The organism is Streptomyces flavochromogenes (genome assembly GCF_000717595.1).
GTDB lineage: Bacteria > Actinomycetota > Actinomycetes > Streptomycetales > Streptomycetaceae > Streptomyces > Streptomyces flavochromogenes.
This window is the reverse complement of the sequence record NZ_JNZO01000018.1, coordinates 74905-100500: the sequence shown is the minus strand read 5'-3', so window position 1 is coordinate 100500 and position 25596 is coordinate 74905. Positions and strand designations below refer to the sequence as shown.

Sequence of the window (25596 nt, the reverse complement as noted above, 5' to 3'; positions counted from 1 at the left end):
CCTACGAGGTCGGCGCGCGGGGGCGCGCTCAGAACTTGAGGCCGCCGACCATGTTCGCCACGTTCGTGGTGAGGGTGCTGATGGACGGGGCGATGGACGAGCTCGCCAGGTAGAAGCCCAGGAGCGCGCTGATCGCCGCGTGTCCAGCCTTCAACCCGGATTTCCGGATCAGAAGGAAGACGACGATCGCCAGCAGCACCACCACGGAGATCGAGAGTGCCACGGCGGTTCACCTCCACACTTCTTCGGTCGGATATTCGAGTGGTTCGGTCGATCAGCATGTGCCAGGGGGCAGGCCCGTCGGATGCATACCCACCTAGCGCTACGGATCATAACTATCCGTGCGGCCGCATCGATCGGCGGACGGAGGCACGAGGGGGGCGCACAGCGCTAGTTTCAGCCGCATGACCTCGTCTCGACAGCAGCCGGCCACACCCCCTGCCGAGCTCTCCTTCCCCCGCCGTCACGCCCGTACCCAGCGGTTCACCCTGGGCGTTCCCCGTGCCTTCTCGGTCTCCCCCGACGGGGAGCGCGTCGTGTTCGTCAGGGCCGCGTCCGGTGTGGACCGTACGCACCGGCTCTGGGTCCTCGACCTGCCCCGCGACGGCGGCGCGCCCGTGGAGCGGGTGGCGGCCGACCCGGAGGTGCTGCTCGCGGGCGGCGAGGAGGAGTTGTCGCCGCAGGAGCGGGCACGCCGGGAGCGGAGCCGGGAGGGCTCGGCCGGCGTGGTGGCGTACGCGGTGGACGGGGCCGTGGAGTTGGCGGCCTTCCCCCTGTCGGGGCGGCTGTTCGCGGCGGAGCTGCGGGCCGGGACGGCGCGGGAGCTGCCGGTGCCGGGGCCGGTGATCGACCCCCGGCCCTCGCCGGACGGGCGCCTGGTCGCGTACGTGACGGAGGGCGCGCTGCGGGTGGTGGGCGCGGACGGTTCGGGCGACCGGGAGCTGGCCGTTCCGGAGGAGGCGCATGTGTCCTACGGATTGGCCGAATTCATCGCATCGGAGGACATGACCCGGGACCGGGGTTTCTGGTGGTCCCCCTCCTCGGACCGGCTGCTCGTGGCCCGCGTCGACGACCGGGCGGTGCGGCGCTGGTGGATCGCCGACCCGGCGCATCCGGACCGGGAGCCGCAGCCGGTGGCGTATCCGGCGGCGGGTACGGCCAACGCGGACGTGCGGCTGTTCGTCATGGACCTCGCCGGGGTCCGCACGGAGGTGCTGTGGGACCGGGAGCGGTATCCGTACCTCGCGCGCGTGCACTGGTCGGCGGCCGGGGAGCCGCTGCTGCTCGTCCAGGCGCGGGACCAGCGGGAGCAGTTGTTCCTGGCGGTGGACCCGGAGTCCGGGGAGACGAGGACGGTGCGGGCGGAGCGGGACCCGGTGTGGCTGGAGGTGCTGCCGGGGGTGCCTGCCCGGGCACCGGACGGGCGGCTCGTACGGCTCACGGACGAGACCGGGGCGCGGGCCCTGGCCGTGGGCGACGAGGTGCTGACGGATGCCGCGCTGCACGTCCGGGCGGTGCTCGACATCGGGGAGGACGATGTCCTCGTGTCGGCGTCGGCGGGCGCGGAGGCGACTCTCCCGGAGACCGGCGAGGTCCATGTGTACCGGGTGACCGGTGCGGGCGCGGAGCGGTGGTCCGAGGGCGTCGGCGTACACGGAGCGGTGCGTTCGGGGGCGGTGACCGTGCTGGTGTCGGCGCGGCCGGAGACGCCGGGGAGCGTGGCGCGGGTGCTGCGGGACGGCGCGCAGGTCGCGGTGGTGGCCTCGTACGCCCAGGATCCGGTGCTCCGCGCGCGCGTGCGGCTCACGGAGGCCGGCGCGCGGCGGATCCCGTGCGCGGTGCTGCTGCCCTCGGGGTACGCGGAGGGCGACGGGCCGCTGCCGGTCCTGATGGATCCGTACGGCGGTCCGCACGGGCCGCGGGTCCTCGCCGCGCACAACCCGCATCTGACGTCCCAGTGGTTCGCCGACCAGGGCTTCGCGGTGGTCGTGGCGGACGGGCGGGGCACGCCGGGCCGCTCCCCCGCCTGGGAGAAGGCGATCGCGCGGGACTTCGGGCCGACCCTCGACGACCAGGTGGACGCGCTCCAGGGCCTCGCCGGGCGCTTCCCGCTGGATCTGGAACGGGTGGCGATCCGGGGCTGGTCCTACGGCGGCTATCTGGCGGCGCGGGCGGTGCTGCGGCGCCCCGACGTGTTCCACGCGGCGGTGGTGGGGGCGCCGGTGACGGACTGGCGGCTGTACGACACCCACTACACCGAGCGGTACCTCGGCACCCCGCAGGACGATCCCGAGGTGTACGCGGCGCAGTCCCTGCTCACCGACGACGGACTCTCCACTCCGGAGGTTCCGGCACGGCCGATGATGATCGTCCATGGTCTCGCGGACGACAACGTGGTCGTCGCGCACGCGCTGCGGCTCTCCTCGGCGCTCCTCGCGGCGGGCCGGCCGCACGAGGTGCTGCCGCTGACGGGGGTGACCCATATGACGCCGCAGGAGCAGGTCGCGGAGAACCTGTTGCTGCTTCAGGTGGACTTCCTGAAGCGGTCCCTCGGCGCGAAGCGGGGCTGAGTCACCAGCCGGGCGGCGGCGGGTAGGGCGGGGCCGGGGGCGGCATCCCGGCCGGCGGGTACGGACTCGGCGCGCCGGCGGGGTCGCCGCGCCCGGCGAGCAGGACGAGCACCGCGATGCCGGCGAGCAGCCCGAGGAAGGCGGTGAGGACGCTCAGCTGGGCGGTGCCCGGGAGGTCCCCGAAGTCGCCGAGCAGTTCGTAGCGGGTGGTCCTGGCGATCTCGGCGAGGCCGCCGGCCGCCAGGAACACCCCGGCGAGCAGTCCGAAGGCCCGGCCGTGGCGGGCCCGTACGAAGGCGGAGACGGCGGCGGTCCCGTACAGGCCGACGAGGATCAGCGACAGCCAGCCGGGCGGGGGCGCGAGGGCCGCCTTCATGATGGACCGGCCGCCGGTGAAGCGGTCGACGGTGATCTCCAGGGGCAGTTCGGTGGCCCAGTACAGCTCCCACAGGGTCACGACGAGCGCGCACGTCGCGAGGAGGACGCCGGCGGCGACGGCGGGGCCCGTACGCGGGCGCGTGGGGAGGGGTTCGTACGAGGCGGCGGCCGGGCGGCGGCCGACGGCGGCGGTGACGACCAGTCCGGCCGCAAGGCCGAGTTCGACGAGTGCGGTGACGAGGGCGCCGCTGTCGGGCTCCCAGAGGCCCGGCAGCCGCAGGGCCAACGTGACGGTGCCCGTGGCGGCGAGCGCGGAGGCCGCGTGCCGGGAGCGGATCGCGGCGGCCGCGGCGCCGGCGGAGACGACGAGCAGCACGGCGTCGACCAGGGAGGTGGCGGACCGTCCCCGGATGAGGAAGTGGTGGTCCCCGGCCCAGTACCAGGCGAGGTCGACGGGTGAGCCGAGCGCGGCGAGGTCCTTGAGGATCCACACGGCGGCGGTGAGGGCGAGCGCGGCGCAGAGCGCGGCGCCCGTGAGACGTGCCGGTCGTGTCACAGTCACGGTCCCGATACTCACGGTCGCCACCGACCGAAACAAGCGGTTCCGCGAAACCTGTGGGGCGTGGGGAACACAGAGGTCCGGGCCGGGGCGACATGGCGCGCCCCGGCCCGGTTCACGGCACCCGCACGGCCGTACGCTGTGCAGTCTGGCCTGTTCGTATATCGGAGCCGATTCGGTGAAGTTGCCTGTGCGTTAAGGCGATTCGGGCTTCCTGAAGGGGTCGGCGCCGTTCGTCGGCGGCGTCTCGGGGCCGTCCTCGTCGGTCTCCGCGGGGACGACGTGCTTCTCCTCTGCGAAGTGGCAGGCCGAGTCGTGCTTCGCCGGACTGTCCGTGAGACGGAAGACGGCCGGGACGGCGAGCAGCGGGACCTCCAGGGCGCAGCGTTCCTGGGCCTTCCAGCAGCGGGTGCGGAAGCGGCAGCCGGAGGGGATGTTGGCCGGGGAGGGGACGTCGCCGGTGAGGATGATGCGCTCGCGGTGGGCGCGCGCGTCGGGGTCGGGGACCGGGACGGCGGAGAGCAGCGCCTGGGTGTAGGGGTGGGTGGGGTGGTCGTAGATCTGCGCGTCGCTGCCGATCTCGACGATCCGGCCGAGGTACATGACGCCGACGCGGTCGGAGATGTGCCGCACGATCGACAGGTCGTGGGCGATGAAGACGTACGACAGGGAGAACTCGGACTGGAGGTTCCCCATCAGGTTGATGACCTGCGCCTGGACGGAGACGTCGAGGGCGGACACGGGTTCGTCGGCGACGATGATCTCGGGCTGGAGGGCGAGGCCGCGGGCGATGCCGATGCGCTGGCGCTGGCCGCCGGAGAACTGGTGCGGGTAGCGGTTGATGTACTCGGGGTTGAGGCCGACGACGTCCAGGAGGTCCTGCACCTTGCGGCGCCGGTCGCCCTTGGGAGCGACCTCGGGGTGGATCTCGTACGGCTCGCCGATGATGTCGCCGACTGTCATGCGCGGGTTGAGCGAGGTGTACGGGTCCTGGAACACCATCTGGATGTTGCGGCGGACGGCCTTCAGGGCCTTCGGCGACAGGGTGGTGATGTCCTCGCCCTTGTACCTGATCGAGCCGGATGTCGGCCGCTCCAGGTTGACGAGCATCTTCGCGACCGTCGACTTGCCGCAGCCGGACTCGCCGACGATGCCGAGGGTCTCGCCGGCGGCGAGGTCGAAGTCGACGCCGTCGACCGCCTTGACCGCGCCGACCTGCTTCTTGAAGAGGACGCCCTGGGTGAGCGGGTAGTGCTTGTGGAGGTCCCGGACTTCGAGAATCGCCTCGGCCGTGTCAGCCATGGAGGCACTCCTTCCAGAAGTGGCAGGCGCTGGCGCGCGGCACGGGGGACTCGGTGACGTCGTACAGCGGGGGTACGTCGGTGCGGCAGACGTCCTGGGCCAGGGGGCAGCGCGGGTTGAAGGCGCAGCCGGGCGGGATGTTCAGCAGGTTGGGCGGCAGGCCCTTGATCGCGTACAGCTCCTGGCCCTTCTGGTCCAGGCGCGGGATCGATTCGAGGAGGCCCTTGGTGTACGGGTGGGCGGGGGCCTTGTAGATCTCGTGGACGGGGGCGCGCTCGACGATGCGGCCCGCGTACATGACGGCGATCTTGTCGGCGACGTCGGCGACGACGCCGAGGTCGTGGGTGATGAGGATGAGGCCCATGTTGAGTTCGCGCTGGAGCTCGGCGAGGAGGTCCATGACCTGGGCCTGGACGGTGACGTCGAGGGCGGTGGTGGGTTCGTCGGCGATGATCAGTTCGGGTTCGAGGGCGAGGGCCATCGCGATCATGATGCGCTGGCGCATGCCGCCGGAGAACTGGTGGGGATACTGGGCGACGCGTTCCTTGGCCGCGGGGATGCGGACCCGGTCCATCAGCTCGACGGCCTTGGCCCTGGAGTCCTTGCGCGACATGCCCTTGTGCACCTGGAACATCTCGCCGAGCTGGTCGCCGACGCTGACGACGGGGTTGAGCGAGGACAGCGCGTCCTGGAAGACCATCGCCATCTTGGCGCCGCGGACCTTGCGCCGCTCCTCCTCCTTGAGCTTCAGGAGGTCCTGGCCCTGGAAGAGGATCTCGCCCTGAGTGATCTTTCCCGGGGGGATGTCGAGGATGCCCATGACGGCCTGGGCGGTGACGGACTTGCCGGAGCCGGACTCGCCGAGCACGGCGAGGGTCTCCCCCGCGTCGACGGAGTAGTCGACGCCGTTGACCGCCTTGGCGACCCCGTCCCGGGTGTGGAACTCCACGTGCAGGTCGCGCACTTCGAGCAGCATGGGTCCCTACCTCAGCTTGGGGTCGAGGGCGTCGCGGACGGCGTCGCCGAGCATGATGAACGAGAGCACGGTGATGGCGAGCGCGCCCGCGGGCCACAGCAGCATGTGCGGGGCGTTGCGGATGTACTGCGAGGCCGAGGAGATGTCGATGCCCCAGGAGACGGTCGGCGGCTTGAGGCCCACGCCGAGGAAGGACAGGGTCGCCTCGAGGGAGATGTACGTGCCGAGGGCGATGGTCGCGACGACGATGACGGGCGCCAGGGCGTTCGGGGTGATGTGGCGCAGCAGCATCCTGGAGTTGGAGGCGCCCAGTGCCCGTGCCGCCTGGACGTAGTCGTTCTGCTTGGCGGTGATGACCGAGCCCCGGGCGATCCGGGAGAGCTGGGGCCAGCCGAGCAGCACCATGAAGCCGATGACGGGCCAGACGGTGGTGCTGGTGACGACGGAGAGCAGGACCAGACCGCCGAGGATGACGGGAATCGCGAAGAAGACGTCGGTGATCCTGGAGAGGACTCCGTCCCAGGCGCCGCCGTAGAAGCCGGCCAGACCGCCGAAGAGGGATCCGATGATCGTCACGCCGAGGGTGGCGAACACGCCGACCTGGACGGAAGCCCTGGCTCCGTACACCGTGCGGGTGTAGACGTCACAGCCCTGACCGTTGAAGCCGAAGGGGTGCCCGGGCTGGGAGCCCTCCTGCGCCTTGGACAGGTCGCACTGGAGCGGGTCTCCGCTGGCGATCAGCTGGGGCCAGATAGCGATGATCACCAGGAAGAGGATGATCAGGCTGGAGATGATGAAGACGGGGTTGCGACGCAGGTCGTGCCAGGCGTCGGACCACAGCGAGCGGGGCTTGCCGGCGGGGCCGGTGCCGAGCGGTCCGCCCGGGGTCTTCTCCAGCGTCTCGGCCTCTTCCATGGCGAGGTCCGTGGCGCCGCCCGCCCCGGTGTGGTCGATGGCGCGCCCGTCGTCGAACGGCTCAAGGGGCTCAGGCATAGCGGATCCTCGGGTCAAGGATGGCGTACAAGAGGTCGACGAGGAGGTTGGCCAGCAGGAACACCAGGACGAGGACGGTCACGAAGCCGACGACGGTCTGGGTGTTCTGGCGCACGATGCCCTGGTACAGCTGGTAGCCGACACCGTGGATGTTGAAGATCCGCTCGGTGGCGATGGCGCCGCCCATCAGCGCGCCGATGTCGGCGCCGATGAAGGTGACCACGGGGATGAGCGAGTTGCGCAGCAGGTGGCGGGTGATGACGCGGCGACGCGGCAGGCCCTTGGCGACGGCGGTGCGGACGTAGTCGGCGCGCTTGTTCTCCGCGATCGAGGTCCGGGTGAGCCGGGTGACGTACGCGAGGGAGACCGAGGCGAGCACCAGGCCGGGGACGATCAGTTCGCTGAAGGGGGCCTCGGGCGAGACGGCGGGCTTGATCCACCCCCACTCCACGCCCAGCAACAGCTGGAGCAGCAGACCCGTGACGAACGTCGGGATCGAGAGGACGACCAGCGTCAGCACCAGCACGGTGCTGTCGATCGGCCGCCCGCGCTTCAGTCCCGTCAGGACCCCGAGGCTGATGCCGATGACGATCTCGAAGAGGATCGCGACGATGGTGAGCCGGATGGTCACCGGGAAGGAGCTCGCCATCAGCTCGGTGACCGGCTGGCCGTTGAAGGCGGTGCCGAAGTCTCCGGTGAACAGGTTGCCCATGTAGATCAGGTATTGCTGCCACACGGGCTTGTCGAGACCGAACTCCTTCTCCAGCTGGGCGGCGGTCGCCGGATCGCAGGCGCGGTCGCCGCAGAGACCGGCGATGGGGTCGCCCATCACGTTCACCATCAGGAAGATCAGCAGGGTGGCGCCGATGAAGACCGGGATCATCTGCAGCAGACGCCGGATCACATAACGTCCCATGAGGGGCTCCGGGGGGGGTGTGGGGAAGGCGTACGGCCCGGCTCGCGCGTGATCGCCAGGCCGGGCCGTACGCCGACGAGCTGCGTCAGTTGACCTTGATCTGGTCGTACACGGGGACGCTGAAGGGGTTCAGGGTCACGTTGGAGACGCGCTCGGAGTAGCCCGCGCTGCCGTTCTGGTACCAGAGCGGGATGGCGCCCATGTCGTCGCGGAGGACGCCCTCGGCCTGCTGGAAGATCCCGACCGCCTTGGGGATGTCGGCCTCGGCGTTGGCCTGGTTGATCAGCTTGTCGAACTCCGGGTTGGTGTACTTTCCGTCGTTCGACGAGGCGTTGGTGTAGTAGAGCGGCTGCAGGAAGTTCTGGATGAGCGGGTAGTCCATCTGCCAGCCGGCGCGGAAGGGGCCCTTCATCTTCTGCGTGCTGACCTGGCTGCGGAAGTCGGCGAAGGTGCCGACCGGGTTGCCGACGCAGGCCCTGTTGTTGCCGAGGGCGTTGTTGATGGAGTTGCAGACGGCGTCCACCCACTCCTTGTGGGAGCCGGTGTCGGCGTTGTACGAGATCGTCATCGTGCCGCCGGGGATACCACCGCCCTCGGCGACGAGCTTCTTCGCCTCGGCGGCGTTGTACGTGCAGAAGTCGCCGCAGATGTCCTTGAAGCCGCCGTCCTCGCCGAGGACCGGGGAGGTCCAGTCGACGGCGGGGGTGCGGGTCTTCTGGAAGATCGTCTCGGTGATCTGGTCACGGTCGATCGCCATGGAGAGGCCCTGGCGGAGCTTCTCCTGTCCGGGCTTGTTCCAGGCCGGGTCGTAGAACGGGAAGGACAGGGTCTGGATGATGCCGGCGGGCACGTTGATGTACCGGTCGCCGAGGTCGGCCTGGACGTTCTTGAGCTGGGAGGCGGGGATGTCGTCGACGAGGTCGAGGTTCCCGGCCGTCAGGTCGGTGTAGGCGGTGTTGTTGTCGGTGTAGACCTTGAGGGTGATGCCGCCGTTCTGTGCCTTGTCGGCACCGGGGTAGCCGTCCCAGCGCTTGAGGGCCATCTGGGAGCCCTTGGAGTACGAGTCGACGGTGTACGGGCCGTTGCCGATGGGCTTCGAGAGCCAGGCCGCGTGGTCCGTGAAGAAGGCCTGCGGGAGCGGGGAGAAGGCCGCGTAGCCCAGGGTGATGGGCCAGGTGGAGAACTTCTGGGTGAGCTTGACCGTGAAGGTCTGGGGGCCCGTGACCTTGAGGCCGGACATCGTCTCGGCGGTCGGTTCGCCGCTCTCGGGGTGGACCTGGTCGTAGCCCTCGATCTGGCCGAAGAAGTAGGCGTTCTTCTGATTGTTCTTCAGCTGGGCGCCGTAGTTCCAGGCGTCGACGAAGGACTTGGCGGTGACCTTCTCGCCGTTCGAGAAGGTCCAGCCGTCCTTGACCGTGATGGTGAAGTTGGTCGAGTCCGTCGTGTCGATCTTCTCGGCGAGCATGTCCTTGGCCTCGCCGGTCTTCGGGTCGTACTGCTTGAGCCCTCGGAAGATCATGGAGAGGACCTTGCCGCCCTGGACCTCATTGGTGTTGGCGGGCTCCAGCGGGTTCTGCGGGTCGCCCCACGAGGAACTCACGGTGCCGTCGGCCCCGCTGCCACCGCCGCTGTCGTCGCCGCCGCCGCAGGCGGTCGCCGTGAGGGCGACTGCGGTGGCCAGAGCGGCCCACTTGGCGTGCGTGGCTCCGCGCATGGAGTGCCTCCCGAATGTCCTAAGTCTGACTTAGGCCCCAATATCACCCGATATTGACGGAGCTGCACTTTTACGGCCGCCGGACGGTACCCGGGGACCGGGAGCACGACGAAGGGCGCCCCGTTCCGTATGTACGGAACGGGGCGCCCTTCGTGCTGTCTGCCGGTCGGTGCGTCAGTGCACCGGCACGACCTGCTTCTCCTCGGCGAAGTGGCACGCCGAGAGGTGGGCGGCCGGGGTGTCCAGGCCGTCGAAGCGCTGCGGGATCGCCAGGAGCGGCGTCTCCTGCGAGCACCTCTCCTGCGCCTTCCAGCAACGGGTGCGGAAGCTGCAGCCCGACGGCGGGTTCGCCGGCGAGGGGACGTCACCGGTCAGGATGATCCGCTCGCGGTGCGCGCGGGCCTCCGGGTCCGGCACCGGCACCGCGGAGAGCAGCGCCTGGGTGTACGGGTGCGTCGGGTGCTCGTAGATCTGCTCGTCCGTACCGATCTCGGCCATCTTGCCGAGGTACATGACGCCGACGCGGTCGGAGATGTGCCGGACGATCGACAGGTCGTGCGCGATGAAGAGGTAGGAGAGGTTGAACTCGTCCTGGAGCTTCCCCATCAGGTTGATGACCTGCGCCTGGACGGAGACGTCCAGGGCCGAGACCGGCTCGTCGCAGATGATGATCTCCGGGTTGAGCGCGAGGCCGCGGGCGATGCCGATGCGCTGGCGCTGACCGCCGGAGAACTGGTGCGGGTACCGGTTGATGTACTCCGGGTTCAGACCGACGACGTCGAGCAGCTCCTGCACCTTGCGGCGCCGGTCGCCCTTCGGGGCCACCTCGGGGTGGATGTCGAAGGGCTCGCCGATGATGTCGCCGACCGTCATACGCGGGTTCAGCGAGGTGTACGGGTCCTGGAACACCATCTGGATGTTGCGGCGCACGGCCTTCAGCGCGCGGCCGCCCAGCTTGGTGATGTCCTGGCCCTTGTAGAAGACCTCGCCGGCGGTGGCCTGCTCCAGGTTCATCAGGAGCTTGGCGACCGTGGACTTGCCACAGCCGGACTCGCCCACGATGCCGAGGGTCTCGCCCTGGTAGAGGTCGAAGGAGACCCCGTCCACGGCCTTGACCGCGCCGACCTGCTTCTTGAAGAGGATGCCCTGCGTCAGCGGGAAGTGCTTCTTCAGGTTGCGCACCTGGAGGATCGGCTCGCCGCGGCCCACGGGGGCCTCGACGGCGGCGGCCACGGCCTCGTCGTTCTTGCTGAGGTCAGCCATGGATCGTCTCCTTCCAGAAGTGGCAGGCGCTCGTACGGCCCGGGAGATCCGCGCCGTCCTGCTCGGTGACCGGCACGAGGGCCGGGATCTCCGTACGGCAGATGTCGTCGGCCTTGGGGCAGCGCGGGTTGAAGGCGCAGCCGGTGGGCACACGGAGCAGGTTGGGCGGGAGGCCCTTGATCGCGTAGAGCTCCTGGCCCTTCTGGTCCAGGCGCGGGATCGACTCCAGGAGACCCTTGGTGTAGGGGTGGGCCGGGCGCTTGTAGAGCTCGTGCACCGGCGCCTGCTCGACGATCCGGCCGGCGTACATCACGGCGATCTTGTCCGCGACGTCGGCGACGACGCCGAGGTCGTGGGTGATCAGGATCAGGCCCATGTTGTATTCCTGCTGGAGCTCCGCGAGGAGGTCCATGACCTGGGCCTGGACGGTCACGTCGAGAGCCGTGGTGGGCTCGTCGGCGATGATCAGGTCCGGCTCCAGGGCGAGCGCCATGGCGATCATGATGCGCTGGCGCATACCGCCGGAGAACTGGTGGGGGTAGTCGGTCACCCGCGCCTTGGCGGCGGGGATCTTGACCTTGTCCATCAGCTCGACGGCCTTGACCGTGGCGTCCTTCTTGGACAGACCCTGGTGCACCCGGAACATCTCGCCGAGCTGGTAGCCGACGCTGAGGACCGGGTTGAGGGAGGACAGCGCGTCCTGGAAGATCATCGCGATCTTCCGGCCGCGGATCTTCCGGCGGTCCTCCTCGGCCATCTTCAGCATGTCCTGGCCGCGGAACAGGATCTCGCCCTGCGGGATCTTGCCGGGCGGCATGTCGAGGATGCCCATGATGGCCTGCGCCGTGACGGACTTGCCGGAGCCGGACTCGCCGAGGACGGCGAGGGTCTCGCCGGCGTTCACCGAGTAGTTGACACCGTTGACCGCCTTGGCCACACCGTCACGGGTGTGGAACTCGACGTGCAGGTCACGGACTTCGAGCAGCGGACCGGTGTGGTCGGCGCCGTCGCGGGGCGACGGGACCGTCGCGGTGTTGTCGATGATGGTCACCTTTACGCCCTCCTAGCGCAGCTTGGGGTCGAGGGCGTTGCGGACGGCTTCGCCGAGCATGATGAACGCCAGAACGGTGATGCTGAGCATGATCGAGGGCCACAGCAGGATGTGCTGCGCCACTCGGATCTGGTCGACACCGGTGGAGATGTCCACGCCCCACGAGACGGTCGGGGCGGCGAGGCCCAGACCCAGGTAGGACAGGGTGGCCTCGGCCGAGATGTAGCCGCCGAGCGCGATGGTCGCGACGACGATCACGGGGGCCATGGCGTTCGGCAGGATGTGCCGGAAGAGGATCCGGCCGGTGCCGGCGCCGAGGGCCTTCGCCGCGTGGACGTAGTCGGCGTGCTTGACCGTGATCACGGCACCGCGCATGACGCGGGCCATCTGCGTCCAGCCGAGGAACGCGAGGGCGAAGACGACCACCCAGACCGTGCGCTCGACGAAGGACTGCAGGACGACCATGGCGCCGAGCAGGAACGGGATGCCGAAGAAGATGTCGGTCAGGCGCGAGAGCAGCGCGTCGATCCAGCCGCCGAAGTATCCGGCGAGCATGCCCATCACACCGCCGACGATCGTGACGATCGCGGTGACGGCGACGCCGACGATGATCGAGGCACGGGTGCCGTAGATCAGTCGGGCGTAGACGGAGCGGCCCTGGCCGTCGTAGCCGAGCCAGCCCTCGGAACCGATGCTGCCGAGCTCCGGCTTGCCGAGGAAGTGCTTCACGAGGTCGCCCTTGGTCGGCGACGCGCTCGTGAAGAGGCTCGGGAAGACGGCGATCAGGAGCAGGAAGAAGATCAGCACCGACGCCACGAGGAAGTACGGGTTGCGGCGCAGGTCGACCCAGGCGTCGCCCCAGAGGCTGCGGGCCTTCTCCTGCTTCGCGGCGGGAGCCGGGTCGGCGGGAAGCGCGACGGCGTCCTCGACGGCGGTCGCGGTCTTGGTCACGTCAGGCATACCGGATCCTCGGGTCCAGGACCGCGTACAGCAGGTCGATGAGCAGGCTGGTGACGAGGTAGATGATCACCAGGATGGTGACGAGGCCGACCAGGGTCGACCCTTCACGCCGGGTGATCGACTCGGCGATGAGGCCACCGACGCCCTTGATGTTGAAGATGCGCTCGGTGACGACCGCGCCGCCCATGAGGGCGCCGATGTCGGTGCCGAGGAAGGTGACCACGGGGATCATCGAGTTGCGCATCAGGTGCACACCGATGACGCGACGGCGGGGCAGACCCTTGGCGACGGCCGTGCGCATGTAGTCGGCGCGCAGGTTCTCCGCCATGGAGGTCCGGGTGAGCCGGGCGACATAGGCGAGTGAGAGTCCGCCGAGCACGATGGCCGGCGCGATCATCTCGGACACCAACTGGTCGTTGCTGACGTTCGGTTCGATCCAGCCCAGTTCGAAGGCGAACACCATCTTGATGATGAAGCCGAGGACGAAGACCGGGATCGAGATGATCAGCAGCGTGAAGATGAGGATCGCGTTGTCGGCGAGCCGGCCGGCCTTGAGACCGGCGATGATGCCGAGCCCGATGCCGAAGACCAGCTCGAACGCGAACGCCAGAGCGGCGAGCTGCAGAGTGACGGGGAACGCCTCACCCAGTACCTCGGTGATCGGGCGACCGTTGCGGATCTGGGTCCCGAAGTCGAAGTGCAGGATGATGTCGGTCATGTAGTTCCAGTACTGCTGCCAGAGCGGCAGATCCAGTCCCAGATCGTGTCTGATCTTCGCGAGGGTCGCGGGGTCAGCGCCCTTGTCCCCGAACATACCCGCCACGGGGTCGCCGGGCAGGCTGTAGACCATGAGGAAGATCAGCAGGGTGGTCCCGAGGAAAACCGGGATCATCTGGAGCAGTCGTCGTGCGACATAGCGCCCCATCATGCCTCCGTTGAAATATGACAGCAGCAACCGACGGGCCCTCCCTCGGCAACCGCGACCCGCAACGGGTACGCGAATGTCGTGGAAGGGCCCCCCAGCCACATACGTAAGGCGCCGAACGCGGGGCTGACATCCCGTCAGCCCCGCATCGGCAGGCGGACTACGCTTGAGTGATTACTTCTTGACCTCGACGCCGGTCAGGATCGGGTCGCCGTCCTGGCCGTACGCCACGCCCGAAACCTTCTCGGAGTAGCCCGCGTTGACCTTGTAGTACCAGAGCGGGATGGACGGCATGTAGTTGACCAGGTCCTTCTCGATGGCCTGGAACTGCTTGACCGACTCATCGAGGGTCGCAGCCGAGTCCGCCTTGGCGATCTTGGCGTCGAGCTCCTTGTTGCTGAAGTCGCCCTGGTTGCCCGCCGCACCCGTACGGAACAGGTCCGAGATGAAGTTGGCGTTCACCGGGTAGTCGAGCACCCAGCCGGAGCGGTACAGGGACTTGACCTGCTTCGTCTTACGAGCGGTCAGGTCGGCCTGGAAGTCCGGCTTGCCGTCGCCGACGCACTGGACGTCGGTGGCCTGCTGGATGGAGTTGCAGACAGCGTCCACCCACTCCTTGTGGCCACCGTCGGCGTTGAACTGGATGGAGATCTTGTTGCCGGGGACGCCGCCGCCGGCCTTGATGAGCTCCTTGGCCTTGGCCGGGTCGAACTTGGTGACGCCGGCGCCACCGTCCTCCTGGAAGCCCAGGACACCCTTGGCGACCCAGCCGGTCGCGGGCTCACGCGTACCCTGCAGCACCGTCTTGGTGATGGTGGCACGGTCGATCGCCATCGACAGACCCTGGATGACCTTCGGGTCGATCTGCTTCGGCTTCTTCCACTGGTCGGCGTAGAAGGCGACGGCCATGGTCTGGATCGCGGAGTACGGCTGGTCCACGGCGCGGTCGCCGAGGTCCTGGCGGTAGACCGGGAGGTCCTTCGGCGCGATCTGACGGAGCACGTCGACGTTGCCGGACTTCAGGTCCTCGTACGCGGCCTCGAGGGTGGTGTAGTTCTTGAAGACCACACCGCCGTTCTTCGCCTTGTTCGAGCCCTTGTAGGCGTCGTATCGAGTGATCTCGATCTTCTTCTTGTGGTCCCAGCTCTTGAACTTGTAGGGACCGTTGCCGACCGGCTTCTGGCCACCGGCCTCCGGGTCCTTGTAGAAGGACTCGGCCAGCGGGGCGAAGACGATGTAGGCGAGCTTGTGGCCGAAGTACGGAACGGCCTTGGTGAGCTCGATCTTGAAGGTGGTCTCGTCGACGACCGTCAGACCGTCCATCTTGTCGGCGGTGGGCTTGGCGCCCTCGGCCTCGGGGTGGACCTTGTCGTAGCCCTTGATGTCCGCGAACCACGAGGACAGACCCTGGGCGTTCTTGACGTTGGCGTTCCAGTTCCACGCGTCCACGTAGGACTTGGAGGTCACCGGGGTGCCGTCGTGGAAGGTCCAGCCCGGCTTGAGCTTGACGGTCCAGGTCTTCGAGTCCGTCGTGGTGACCGACTCGGCGTTGATCATCTCCAGGGAACCGTCGGCCTTGTAGTCGACCAGGGTCGAGAACAGGCCGGCCATCACGGCGGAGCCGTTGGACTCCATCGTGTCACCGGTGAGCAGGGGCTTCTCAGGCTCGCCCAGCTCGATGGAGAAGATTCCGTTCGGGTCAACAGCGCCCTTGGCGTCGCCGCTGTCGCTCTTACCCCCGCCACAGGCGGTCGCAGCAAGGGCAACGATGATCGCGCCCGTTACCCACTTGGCGCTCTTGGCACCGCGCATGGGTTCCTCCTCATGAGTCCACTTTTGTCACTACAAGAGGGGCGCTCCGAGTTCTGCCGACACCCCTGACGGCATTGCACTCAAGTGCCCCGAGTGTGCTCGTGAGTCGGCACTCCCCACAGTGCGTGACCCATTGACCCGAGCTCAATGGAGCCAACTATTAAGTACGTCCGGGCTGTAAACCACACTTAAGTGGTCTCGTTTTGACAACATCACCACACCCTCGGATACCGAAATCCGGACAAACTGAGCACAGACAGACACCCCCGAAACGGACCGTTAACACACGTACCGGAGAGCGATGGCCGATATGCGGACACCCGGCCTCCGAAATGAAGTTGACGGAAGTTGACGAAAAGCCCGGACTCCCCCACTGCCTGCGGGGGTCCGGGCTCCGGTGCTGACGTCGTGTCGAACCGAAAGTGGGGTAGATCACTGGATCGTGATCTACCCCACTGTCATCAGCCGCATGCGACCGAACTCAACCGATCTTCGGCCGGCTCGGCCCTACTGTTTTCGGCCGCCTGGGCGGTGCCGCCGCACGTCCGTACCGCCGCACGGCCCTACTGCCGTTCCGGTCGTACCAGTTGGCTCGGCTCAGCCGTTCTTGGCGCGGGAGGACGCGCGGCCACGCGCGTTCTGGTCCAGGATCACCTTGCGGATGCGCACGGCCTCCGGGGTGACCTCGACGCACTCGTCGTCGCGGCAGAACTCCAGGGACTGCTCCAGGGAGAGCTTCCGCGGCGGGACGATCGCCTCGAAGGAGTCGGCGGAGGCGGAGCGCATGTTGGTGAGCTTCTTCTCCTTGGTGATGTTCACGTCCATGTCGTCGGAGCGCGAGTTCTCGCCGACGATCATGCCCTCGTACACCTCGGTACCGGGGTCGGTGAACAGGACACCGCGCTCCTGGAGGTTGGTCATCGCGAAGGCGGTGACCGCACCGGCGCGGTCGGCGACCAGCGAACCGTTGTTACGGGTCGTCAGCGTGCCGAACCACGGCTCGTGACCCTCGTGGATCGAGTGGGCGATGCCCGTACCACGCGTGTTGGTGAGGAACTCCGTACGGAAGCCGATGAGGCCACGCGACGGAACGACGAACTCCATGCGGACCCAGCCGGAGCCGTGGTTCGACATGTTGTCCATGCGGCCCTTGCGGACGCCCATGAGCTGCGTGACCGCGCCCATGTGCTCCTCGGGGACGTCGACCGTGAGGCGCTCGACGGGCTCGTGGACCTTGCCGTCGACCTCCTTGGTGACGACCTGCGGCTTGCCGATGGTGAGCTCGAAGCCCTCGCGGCGCATCTGCTCGACCAGGATGGCGAGCGCGAGCTCACCACGGCCCTGGACCTCCCAGGCGTCCGGGCGCTCGGTGTCGAGCACACGGAGCGAGACGTTACCGATCAGCTCGCGGTCCAGACGGTCCTTGACCTGGCGGGCGGTGACCTTGCGCTGCTTGACCGCGGACTTGGCGTCCGCGCCCTTGCCCGTGCCACCACGGCCGACGAGCGGCGAGGTGTTGGTACCGATGGTCATGGAGATGGCCGGCTGGTCGACCGTGATCAGCGGCAGCGCGATCGGGTTCTCCGGGTCGGCCAGGGTCTCGCCGATCATGATGTCGGGGATGCCGGCGACGGCGCAGATGTCACCGGGGCCGGCGACCTCGGCCGGCTTGCGGGTGAGCGCCTCGGTCATCATCAGCTCGGTGATGCGGACGTTGGAGATCGTGCCGTCCCGCTTGATCCACGCGACCGTCTGACCCTTGCGCAGCTCGCCCTGCTCGACGCGCAGCAGCGCGATACGGCCGAGGAAGTTGTCGGCGTCGAGGTTGGTGACGTGGGCCTGGAGCGGGGCCTCCTCGTCGTACACCGGGGCCGGGACGTGCTCCAGGATGGCGGAGAAGAACGGCTCCAGGTTCTCGGAGTCCTGCGGGACCGTGCCGTTCTCGGGCTTGGTCAGCGAGGCGATGCCGTCACGGCCGCAGGCGTAGACGATCGGGAACTCGATCTGGTCCTCGTCCGCGTCCAGGTCGAGGAAGAGGTCGTAGGTCTCGTTGACGACCTCGTCGATCCGGGAGTCCGGGCGGTCCGTCTTGTTGATGCAGAGGATGACGGGCTTGCGCTGCTGGAGGGCCTTGCGCAGCACGAAGCGGGTCTGCGGGAGCGGACCCTCGGAGGCGTCCACGAGGAGGACGACCGCGTCCACCATCGACAGACCGCGCTCGACCTCGCCACCGAAGTCGGCGTGACCGGGGGTGTCGATGATGTTGATCGTGATCGGGGCCCCGCCGTCCTTGGGGTGATACTTCACCGCCGTGTTCTTGGCGAGGATCGTGATGCCCTTCTCACGCTCCAGGTCGTTCGAGTCCATCATGCGGTCGTCGAGCTGCTGGTGGGCGGCGAAGGCACCGGCCTGCTTGAGCATGGCGTCGACGATGGTCGTCTTGCCATGGTCGACGTGGGCGACGATGGCGACGTTACGGATGTCGTGGCGCGTGGGCATGGGTGCTTGCGCTTCTCTCGGATCGTGGGATGCGGCGTCAGTTCCTCGTACGCCCGCCGGGCGGACGCGCCACGGCTATGTCCTATGGTACGGGGCTGCCGCGCAAGGGGCTTCCCCGGCCAAGATCCGAGAAGTTCTACTGCGAGTGAGCAAGGGTGTGGGGGAGGTCGTGCGACCGGGTCAAGGGGCCGACGCGATCCTGCCCGCCGGGATCACCGGCGGGCAAGGAAATTGAGCTGGTTCTGAGGTTGTGACCTGCGGTTTCAGGGCTTTCAGGGCTTTCCGTGCGTTCGGTGCCCCCAGGTGTGTGGCCCGGTGCGCTCAGGGAGTGCGCTCGGCGCCCTTCGAGGTCTCCCGCTTCTTGAAGCCGATGTCCTGGTACCGCGGACCGGCCAGGCCCCAGGCACCGGCGTTCACCAGATCCGCCCTGGCGGCGACGAGCTGCGGGCGCTGATAGAGGGGAATGGAGCCGGCGGCGGCCCAGATCCGGGCGTCGGCCTGGCGCACCAGCTCCCGGGCCTCCTCCTCGTCGAGCGTCCCCGCCGCCTGGTCGAAGAGCTGGTCGATGCGGTCGGTGCCGACCCGCGAGTAGTTCTGCTCGACCAGGAGGGAGCCGTCCGAGGCGGGCTCGGGCTTGGCGAAGATCGGCCGGGCGTCGGTCGCCGGGAAGGCGGAGGCGGGCCACGAGTAGAGGGCCAGGTCGTAGTCGCCCGAGGCCACGTGGTCCTTGAAGAAGCTGTCGTCGGAGACCTTGCTGACCTCGGTACGGATGCCGACCGCGTCGAGCATCCGGACGATGCGGTCGCCGACCGCACGCAGCGACTCGGAGCCCGGGCCGGACGGCAGGACGAAGCGGAGGCTGAGCGCCTTGCCGTCCTTGCCGAGGCCCTTGTTCGCCTCGGGCGCCGTCACGGGGGCGGCGGTGCCGCGCGGGGCGTAGGCCCCGGCGACGCCCTTGTCCGTGCGCGCGATCGTCTGGGCGGCGTGCGCGCCGGCGCCCGTACCGGTGTCGAGTGCCTCGGCGCGGGCGAGGAGCGCGGCGCTCTGACGTGCGGCGGCGGGGGCCGGGGCGAGGATGTTGGTGCCGTTCTCGGGGCCGCCGGCGCCGATGACGGGGGCGGGGGCGGCTCGGCGCTCGCCCGGCTTGTCGTCGCCGACGATGTAGAGGCCCTCGTCGGAGGCGGTGTCGGCGGCCTGCTTCTTGGCGTCGGTGGCGGTGTCGGCGGCCTGCTTCTCGGCGTCGGTGGCGGCGGCGTCCCTCTTCTCGGCGCCTTCCTTCTTCGCGCCCTCGCCGGCCTTCTCCTTTTCGCCGGCCTTCTGCTCCGCCGCCTTCTTCTCCGCGGCCTTCTTCTCGGCCTCACTGCCCGCCTTGGTGCCCGCGTCCGCGGGCTTCCTGGCCGCGCCGCCGGGGACCCAGCCCGCGTCGGCGAGGAGGGCCCGCGCCTCCGCGGTGTCCTGGTTGCCGAGGGCGTCGCTGCTGTCCGCGTACGCGGCCTGGCCCGCGAGGGCCAGGTGACTGCCGGGGGGATCCGCCGGGAGACCGAGCGGCTTGAGTACGGATTCGGCCAGTTCCCGGCGGTTGATCGCGCGGGCCACCGCGCGTCGTACCCGCTCGTCGGCGAGCGGTCCGGACTCGCCGTTCAGCGAGAGCTGGGTGTAGGCGGGCTCCAGGGACTTGCGGACGACGTACTTCGCCAGGGTGTCCTGGGCGGTCGCGTAGGCGGCGATGGCCTTCTGGTTCTTCTCGCGGGCGGCCTGGACCTCCTCCGCCTTCCCCTCGTCGGAGCCGTGGGCGAGCGCCCAGGACTTGAGCGCCTTGGCGGGGGTGATCGAGGCGCCGGGGCCGTGGGCGACGGCGGCCTGGGCACCGCTGCGTCCGGCGCGGGCGTCGCGGAGGGCGAGCGAGATGCGTTCGGCGGTGGACCCGTCGATCTCGGCCAGGTCGAGGGTGCCCGCGGCGAGGGCGTCCGCCCGGTCGGCGCGGGCGACGGCCTTGAGGACCATGCTGTCGAGCTTGGCGGGCTGTCCCCACCAGCGGGGGTTGCGGGTGAGGGTGACATCGCCGTTCTTGCGGTCGATCGCCTTCAGCAGGAACGGTCCTGCGGAGGCCTTGAGGGTGGTGCGGGCCCCGTCGTTGAAGGAGTTCGGGGAGCCCATCACCTGCTTCGGGTAGAGCGGGGTGAAGAGGGACTGCCAGTCGGCGTAGGGCTTGGAGAAGGTGACCCGTACCTCAAGGTCGTTCTTGCCCCGCTCGATCTTCTCGATCCGCTCGTAGCCGGAGTTCCGCGCGGTCCAGTACGCGGTGTCGCGGCCGCTCAGCGCCCGCCACTGGGCCACGAAGTCCGGCGCCCCGATCTCCCGTCCGTCGCTCCAGACCGCCTGCTGGTTGAGCTTGTAGAGGACGACCTGCTTCGGCTCCGTCTCGACGACCTGCGCGGTCTCCAGGTAGTCGGGGTTGAGCCGCGGCCGCCCTCGTTCGTCGATCGTGTAGAGGGAGGGGAGCACGGCTCCGGCGATCCGGGACGTGGTGCCGTCGGCGTCGGCCTGGAAGGTGTTGAGGGTGGTGGGGAGCGCGTCGACGGCCCAGCGCAGGGTGCCTCCGTCGGCGACCTTGTCGCGGGCGGCGGGCGCGTTGTCCTGGGCCGCGGCCCGGGCCTCGTCGGCCTCGTCGGAGCTGCATCCGGCGAGGACGGTGACGGCGAGGACGGCGCTGGTGAGGGTGGCGACGGAGCGGAGCGTGCGGGAGCGGGGGCTCCTGGAGCATGTCCTCCCGCGAGGGGCGCCGATCTGGGACATGACTTGTACCCCTTCGTCCAGATTCATTCCATTTGGAGATGATCACACCTATTGCTCATACACTGAAAAGGACGGAGCGGATCCGGCCACGGCGACACGGCGGCACGTCCGGAAAACCCCACTCGTGCGGCCCAACCGCCGGAGAAGGAGCGCTCCGGACGAGTGGAATCCCGTGCACATGGCTTCCCAAGCGGGAATGTGACGCGCGACACTCCTGCCGAAGCCGCTCGCGGAAGTGAGGGCAACCATGTCCGTTCAGGACGATCTGGCAGCCGTCAAGCGCTGCCTCGAAGACCTGGTCCGCACCGTCGGACAGCTCGAGCGCTCCGTCGCGGCCGAGCGGGGCGCACCCGCCGCGCCGGCCTCGGGCCGCGCCGAAAGCCTGGTGACCATCCCCGACGCCCCGTACGACAGCGGGCTGTGGACGGACACGGACGACGAGGGACTGGGAGCACGCGACCGCCACGCGCCGTAGGCCGCCCCGCGCCGTAGGACGTACCGGCAACCGACCGTAGGAGGGCCTGTTGGCCACAGGTACGGAACCGCCCGGATCCGCCACGGGGGTGCGCTCCCCGGGGCGCGCCGCCATCGCCGCCCGACATCTGCGTACCGACCGCTGGTGGCTCTCCCCGGCGGCGACGGCCGCCGGACTGCTCGCCTTCGTCGCGTACTCCACCTGGCGGGCCTTCGCCAACGCCGACTACTACGCCGCGCCCTACGTCTCGCCGTTCTACTCGCCCTGTCTGGCGGAGAACTGCGTCCCGATGAGGGGCGGACCGAACTGGGAGATCTTCGGCAGCTGGTGGGGCCTCTCGCCCGCCCTGCTGATCCTGGTCTTCCCCCTGGGCTTCCGGCTGACCTGCTACTACTACCGGAAGGCGTACTACCGGGGCTTCTGGGCGTCTCCCCCGGCCTGCGCGGTCGCCGAGCCCCACGCGTCGTACACCGGCGAGACCCGCTTCCCGCTGCTCCTGCAGAACCTCCACCGGTACTTCTTCTACGCGGCGCTGCCGGTGGCCGGAATCCTCACGTACGACACGGTGCTCACCTTCCGGAACGCCGACTACGCCTGGGGTCACGCGGGGCTCGGGACGCTCCTCTTCCTCGTCAACATCGCCCTCATCTGGGCGTACACCCTCTCCTGCCACTCCTGCCGGCACATCGTCGGCGGACGGCTCAAGCACTTCTCGAAGCATCCGGTCCGCTACCGGCTGTGGACCTGGGTGGGCCGGCTGAACACCCGTCACATGCTGCTCGCCTGGTCCTCCCTGATCAGCGTCGCCCTCTGCGACCTGTACGTGTACCTGCTCGCCACCGGCACCTTCGACGACCCGAGGTTCTTCTGAGATGACGCACGTCGAGCGAGAGCAGTGGGACGTGGTCGTGGTCGGCGCGGGCGGCGCCGGGCTGCGGGCCGCGATCGAGGCACGCCGTGCGGGCGCCCGTACGGCGGTCATCTGCAAATCCCTCTTCGGCAAGGCCCACACCGTGATGGCCGAGGGCGGGATCGCCGCCTCCATGGCCAACGTGCACCCGCAGGACGACTGGAAGACCCACTTCCGCGACACCATGCGCGGCGGGAAGTTCCTCAACCAGTGGCGGATGGCCGAGCTGCACGCCCAGGAGGCCCCCGAGCGGGTCTGGGAGCTGGAGACCTGGGGCGCGCTCTTCGACCGCACCCCCGACGGCCGGATCTCGCAGCGCAACTTCGGCGGCCACGAGTACCCGCGGCTCGCGCACGTCGGCGACCGCACCGGCCTCGAACTGCTCCGCACCCTCCAGCAGCGGTCCGTCGGACTCCAGCAGGAGGACCACCGCGAGACCGGCGACCACGAGGGCCGGCTGAAGGTCTTCCAGGAGTTCACCGTCACCCGGATCCTCAAGGACGGGGACGGGCGGGTCTCCGGGGTCTTCTGTTACGAGCGGGAGAGCGGACGCTTCCTGGTCCTGGAGGCGCCCGCGGTCGTCCTCGCGACCGGCGGCATCGGCAAGTCCTTCAAGGTGACCTCGAACTCCTGGGAGTACACCGGAGACGGGCACGCGCTCGCCCTGATCGCGGGCGCTCCCCTGGTGAACATGGAGTTCGTGCAGTTCCACCCGACCGGCATGGTCTGGCCGCCGTCGGTGAAGGGCATCCTCGTCACGGAGTCCGTCCGCGGGGACGGCGGAGTCCTGCGGAACTCCGAGGGCCGGCGCTTCATGTTCGACTACGTCCCCGACGTCTTCAAGGAGAAGTACGCGGAGACGGAGGAGGAGGGCGACCGCTGGTACGAGGACCCCGACCACAACCGCCGCCCGCCCGAACTGCTGCCGCGGGACGAGGTGGCGCGGGCCATCAACTCCGAGGTGAAGGCGGGGCGCGGGTCCCCGCACGGCGGGGTGTTCCTGGACGTGTCGACCCGGATGCCCGCCGAGACGATCAAGCGGCGGCTGCCCTCGATGTACCACCAGTTCAAGGAGCTGGCCGATGTCGACATCACGGCGGAGGCCATGGAGGTGGGCCCCACCTGCCACTACGTGATGGGTGGCGTCAACGTCGACTCCGAGACGGCGGCGACGGTGGGGGTACCCGGGCTGTTCGCGGCCGGTGAGGTGGCCGGCGGCATGCACGGCTCCAACCGGCTCGGCGGGAACTCCCTCTCCGACCTGCTGGTCTTCGGCCGTCGGGCCGGTCTGTACGCGGCGCAGTACGCGCTGTCGGGAGTCGGCGGCGGGATCGTGGCCGACGACGTCGAAGCCGCGGCGGCGGAGGCCCTGGCCCCGTTCGGGTCGGTGTCCGGCGCAGGCGGCGACCACGGGCCCGAGGAGGACGCGGGCCCCCCGGAGAACCCGTACACCCTCCACCAGGAACTCCAGCAGACCATGAACGACCTCGTCGGGATCATCCGGCGGGAGGGCGAGATGGCCGAGGCCCTGGACCGGATCGCCGCCCTGCGCGCTCGCGCCCGGCGGGTCACGGTCGAGGGCCACCGGCAGTTCAACCCCGGCTGGCACCTCGCCCTCGACCTGCGGAACATGCTGCTCGTCGGCGAGTGCGTGGCCCTCGCCGCCCTGGAACGCACGGAGTCCCGCGGCGGACACACCCGCGAGGACTACCCGGCGATGGACCGCGCCTGGCGCCCGGTGAACCTGCTGTGCCGTCTGGACGGCGACGGGATCGCCCTCGAACGGACCCGTACGGAGCCCGTACGGCCCGACCTGCTGGCGCTGTTCGAACAGGACGAACTGGCGAAGTACCTCGCCGAGGACGAGCTGGAAGGCCTGGAAGGGGGGCACGGCGCATGAGCACGTACGACGCGCGGTTCCGGGTGTGGCGGGGAGACGCCGACGGCGGCGAGCTGACCGACTACACGGTGGAGGTCCACGACGGCGAGGTCGTCCTCGACGTGGTGCACCGCCTGCAGGCCACGCAGACGCCGGATCTCGCGGTGCGGTGGAACTGCAAGGCGGGCAAATGCGGTTCGTGTTCGGCCGAGATCAACGGCAGACCGCGGCTGCTCTGCATGACCCGGATGTCGGTGTTCACCCGGGACGAGGTGATCACCGTGACCCCCATGCGCGCCTTCCCGGTCGTGCGCGACCTGGTCACGGACGTGTCCTTCAACTATGCGAAGGCCCGGGAGATCCCGGCGTTCGTGCCGCCCGCCGGGGTGGGTCCCGGCGAGTACCGGATGCGGCAGGAGGACGTGGAGCGCTCGCAGGAGTTCAGGAAGTGCATCGAGTGCTTCCTGTGCCAGGACACCTGCCATGTGGTGCGCGACCACGAGGAGAACAAGGAGGCCTTCGCCGGGCCCCGGTTCCTCATGCGGGTCGCGGAGCTCGACATGCACCCGCTGGACGCGGCCGAGGAGGCCGGGCTCGACCGGCGGCGGACGGCACAGGAGGAGCACGGACTCGGCTACTGCAACATCACCAAGTGCTGCACGGAGGTGTGCCCGGAGTCCATCCACATCACCGACAACGCCCTGATCCCGATGAAGGAGCGGGTCGTGGACCGGAAGTACGACCCGCTGGTGTGGCTCGGCAACACGATCAGGCGGCGGAAGGCGACCTAGCGCCGGTGTCCCCGCCGGCACCGTCACCGGCACCCGCGCCCGCACCGGCCTCCGCGCCCGCGCCCATGCCCGCGCTCCAGCGGCCGAGGAGCGGCTCGGCGAGGGTGCGGGCGGGGAGACAGAGGGTCTGGCCGTGCCGGGCGAACAGCTCGTCGCGGGAGGTGAAGCGGCCCAGGTCGGTCCGGAGGTGGGCGGAGAGGTCGCAGGGGGCCGATCCGGCGCAGGCGGCCGGGGCGTCCCAGTCGACGGTCGTCCGCGCCACGGCCTCGAACAGGGTCTCCGCCCCGTCGTTGGTGAAGGCGTCCGCGGGGGCCGGTCCGGTCTCCGCCCGGTTCGCGAAGAGCTCCGCGACCGGCACCCAGGTGTCGTCGAGCAGGAACTCGGGCCAGGCGAGCAGCACCTCCTCGGGCACGAAGGGTCGCAGCCTCGGAAAGCGCGGATACCAGAAGGCACCGTCGACGAGCAGGCCCCGCACCCGCGTGTGCACGCCGAGGGAGCGGGCCACCGCCTCCAGGACCGCCATGCGCTGACTGCACGAGCCGCGCCCGAGGCGCAGCGTCCGCGACACGCGGCGCAGGTCCTCCACGGAATACACCGGCCGCACGGTGGCGGCGATGATGCCGTGCGCGGTCCTGAGCCGGTCGCGGTCGGTCGTCGCGCCCCGCTCGTCCGCCACGCGGCGCACCCGGGTCACGAGCGCGGCGACCCGGGGGTGCGCCAGATCCAGGATCGGCGTGGGCCGGGTCGACCCGGCGGTCTCCGCGTCGGGTGCCGGACCCGCGCCGGCGGTCCGGAAGGGCATCAAGAGACGGCTCGTCATGGCGGAC

General features: G+C 69.3%; 20 protein-coding genes. 5 read left to right on the top strand and 15 right to left on the bottom strand.

The genetic code is table 11. The annotated features are described in order from the left end of the window. Positions 1–28: 28 nt before the first annotated feature. The gene (locus IF00_RS0122170) at positions 29–223 is read right to left on the bottom strand and encodes a hypothetical protein (protein WP_030320669.1); all 195 of its coding nucleotides are present in this window, start codon (positions 221–223) and stop codon (positions 29–31) included. A gap of 181 nt (positions 224–404) precedes the next feature. Between IF00_RS0122170 and IF00_RS0122165 the strand changes: the two genes are divergently transcribed. Further along, on the top strand, positions 405–2570 hold the full coding sequence (locus tag IF00_RS0122165; protein WP_030320667.1) for a S9 family peptidase: 2166 nt from the start codon (positions 405–407) through the stop codon (positions 2568–2570). Between the two features lies 1 nt (position 2571). Here IF00_RS0122165 and IF00_RS0122160 read toward each other — a convergent pair whose 3' ends face one another. The 13 genes from IF00_RS0122160 to IF00_RS0122100 form a co-directional block, all read right to left on the bottom strand. Beyond that, positions 2572–3510, bottom strand: coding sequence for a hypothetical protein (locus tag IF00_RS0122160; protein ID WP_030320665.1), 939 nt, complete (start codon positions 3508–3510; stop codon positions 2572–2574). A gap of 192 nt (positions 3511–3702) precedes the next feature. Beyond that, entirely contained in the window at positions 3703–4809 is a 1107-nt protein-coding gene (locus tag IF00_RS0122155; RefSeq protein WP_030320663.1) for an ABC transporter ATP-binding protein, read from the bottom strand. Further along, a complete protein-coding gene (locus IF00_RS0122150; protein ID WP_030320662.1) occupies positions 4802–5785 on the bottom strand; it encodes an ABC transporter ATP-binding protein in 984 nt (327 codons plus the stop codon). Before IF00_RS0122150 ends, IF00_RS0122155 begins: the two co-directional genes overlap by 8 nt. A gap of 6 nt (positions 5786–5791) precedes the next feature. Further along, a complete protein-coding gene (locus tag IF00_RS0122145) occupies positions 5792–6778 on the bottom strand; it encodes an ABC transporter permease (RefSeq protein ID WP_030320660.1) in 987 nt (328 codons plus the stop codon). Then, positions 6771–7694 (bottom strand): ABC transporter permease, encoded by a 924-nt coding sequence (locus tag IF00_RS0122140; protein WP_030320659.1) that lies wholly within the window; start codon positions 7692–7694, stop codon positions 6771–6773. Before IF00_RS0122140 ends, IF00_RS0122145 begins: the two co-directional genes overlap by 8 nt. An 85-nt stretch (positions 7695–7779) precedes the next feature. Next, complete coding sequence (locus tag IF00_RS0122135) at positions 7780–9408, bottom strand: peptide ABC transporter substrate-binding protein (RefSeq protein WP_030320657.1); 1629 nt, start codon at positions 9406–9408, stop codon at positions 7780–7782. Between the two features lie 174 nt (positions 9409–9582). Continuing rightward, positions 9583–10671 carry an ABC transporter ATP-binding protein gene (locus tag IF00_RS0122130; RefSeq protein WP_030320655.1) on the bottom strand — a complete coding sequence of 363 codons (1089 nt, stop codon included), beginning with the start codon at positions 10669–10671 and terminating at the stop codon, positions 9583–9585. Next, positions 10664–11722, bottom strand: coding sequence for an ABC transporter ATP-binding protein (locus IF00_RS0122125; protein WP_030320653.1), 1059 nt, complete (start codon positions 11720–11722; stop codon positions 10664–10666). Before IF00_RS0122125 ends, IF00_RS0122130 begins: the two co-directional genes overlap by 8 nt. Before the next feature lie 12 nt (positions 11723–11734). Then, the gene (locus tag IF00_RS0122120; RefSeq protein ID WP_030320651.1) at positions 11735–12682 is read right to left on the bottom strand and encodes an ABC transporter permease; all 948 of its coding nucleotides are present in this window, start codon (positions 12680–12682) and stop codon (positions 11735–11737) included. Then, positions 12675–13607, bottom strand: coding sequence for an ABC transporter permease (locus IF00_RS0122115; protein WP_030320650.1), 933 nt, complete (start codon positions 13605–13607; stop codon positions 12675–12677). Before IF00_RS0122115 ends, IF00_RS0122120 begins: the two co-directional genes overlap by 8 nt. Positions 13608–13781: 174 nt before the next feature. Beyond that, entirely contained in the window at positions 13782–15419 is a 1638-nt protein-coding gene (locus IF00_RS0122110; protein ID WP_030320644.1) for a peptide ABC transporter substrate-binding protein, read from the bottom strand. A 597-nt stretch (positions 15420–16016) separates the two neighbouring features. Further along, positions 16017–17918 (bottom strand): translational GTPase TypA, encoded by a 1902-nt coding sequence (gene typA, locus IF00_RS0122105; RefSeq protein ID WP_030320643.1) that lies wholly within the window; start codon positions 17916–17918, stop codon positions 16017–16019. A gap of 321 nt (positions 17919–18239) precedes the next feature. Then, a complete protein-coding gene (locus tag IF00_RS0122100) occupies positions 18240–20714 on the bottom strand; it encodes an ABC transporter family substrate-binding protein (protein ID WP_030320642.1) in 2475 nt (824 codons plus the stop codon). A 247-nt stretch (positions 20715–20961) separates the two neighbouring features. Here IF00_RS0122100 and IF00_RS0122095 point away from each other — a divergent pair, with 247 nt between their 5' ends. From IF00_RS0122095 to IF00_RS0122080, 4 genes are read left to right on the top strand one after another with little or no spacing between them, the layout of a single operon-like run. Then, positions 20962–21189: a hypothetical protein gene (locus IF00_RS0122095; RefSeq protein ID WP_030320641.1), complete on the top strand. Its 228-nt coding sequence runs from the start codon at positions 20962–20964 to the stop codon at positions 21187–21189. 49 nt (positions 21190–21238) lie between these two features. After that, entirely contained in the window at positions 21239–22060 is an 822-nt protein-coding gene (locus IF00_RS0122090; RefSeq protein ID WP_030320640.1) for a hypothetical protein, read from the top strand. 1 nt (position 22061) lies between these two features. Next, the gene (locus tag IF00_RS0122085) at positions 22062–23999 is read left to right on the top strand and encodes a fumarate reductase/succinate dehydrogenase flavoprotein subunit (RefSeq protein WP_030320639.1); all 1938 of its coding nucleotides are present in this window, start codon (positions 22062–22064) and stop codon (positions 23997–23999) included. Beyond that, the gene (locus IF00_RS0122080; RefSeq protein WP_030320637.1) at positions 23996–24769 is read left to right on the top strand and encodes a succinate dehydrogenase/fumarate reductase iron-sulfur subunit; all 774 of its coding nucleotides are present in this window, start codon (positions 23996–23998) and stop codon (positions 24767–24769) included. Before IF00_RS0122085 ends, IF00_RS0122080 begins: the two co-directional genes overlap by 4 nt. Here IF00_RS0122080 and IF00_RS0122075 read toward each other — a convergent pair. Next, the gene (locus IF00_RS0122075) at positions 24747–25589 is read right to left on the bottom strand and encodes a transglutaminase domain-containing protein (RefSeq protein WP_037638830.1); all 843 of its coding nucleotides are present in this window, start codon (positions 25587–25589) and stop codon (positions 24747–24749) included. The genes IF00_RS0122080 and IF00_RS0122075 overlap by 23 nt on opposite strands. Positions 25590–25596 lie beyond the last annotated feature (7 nt).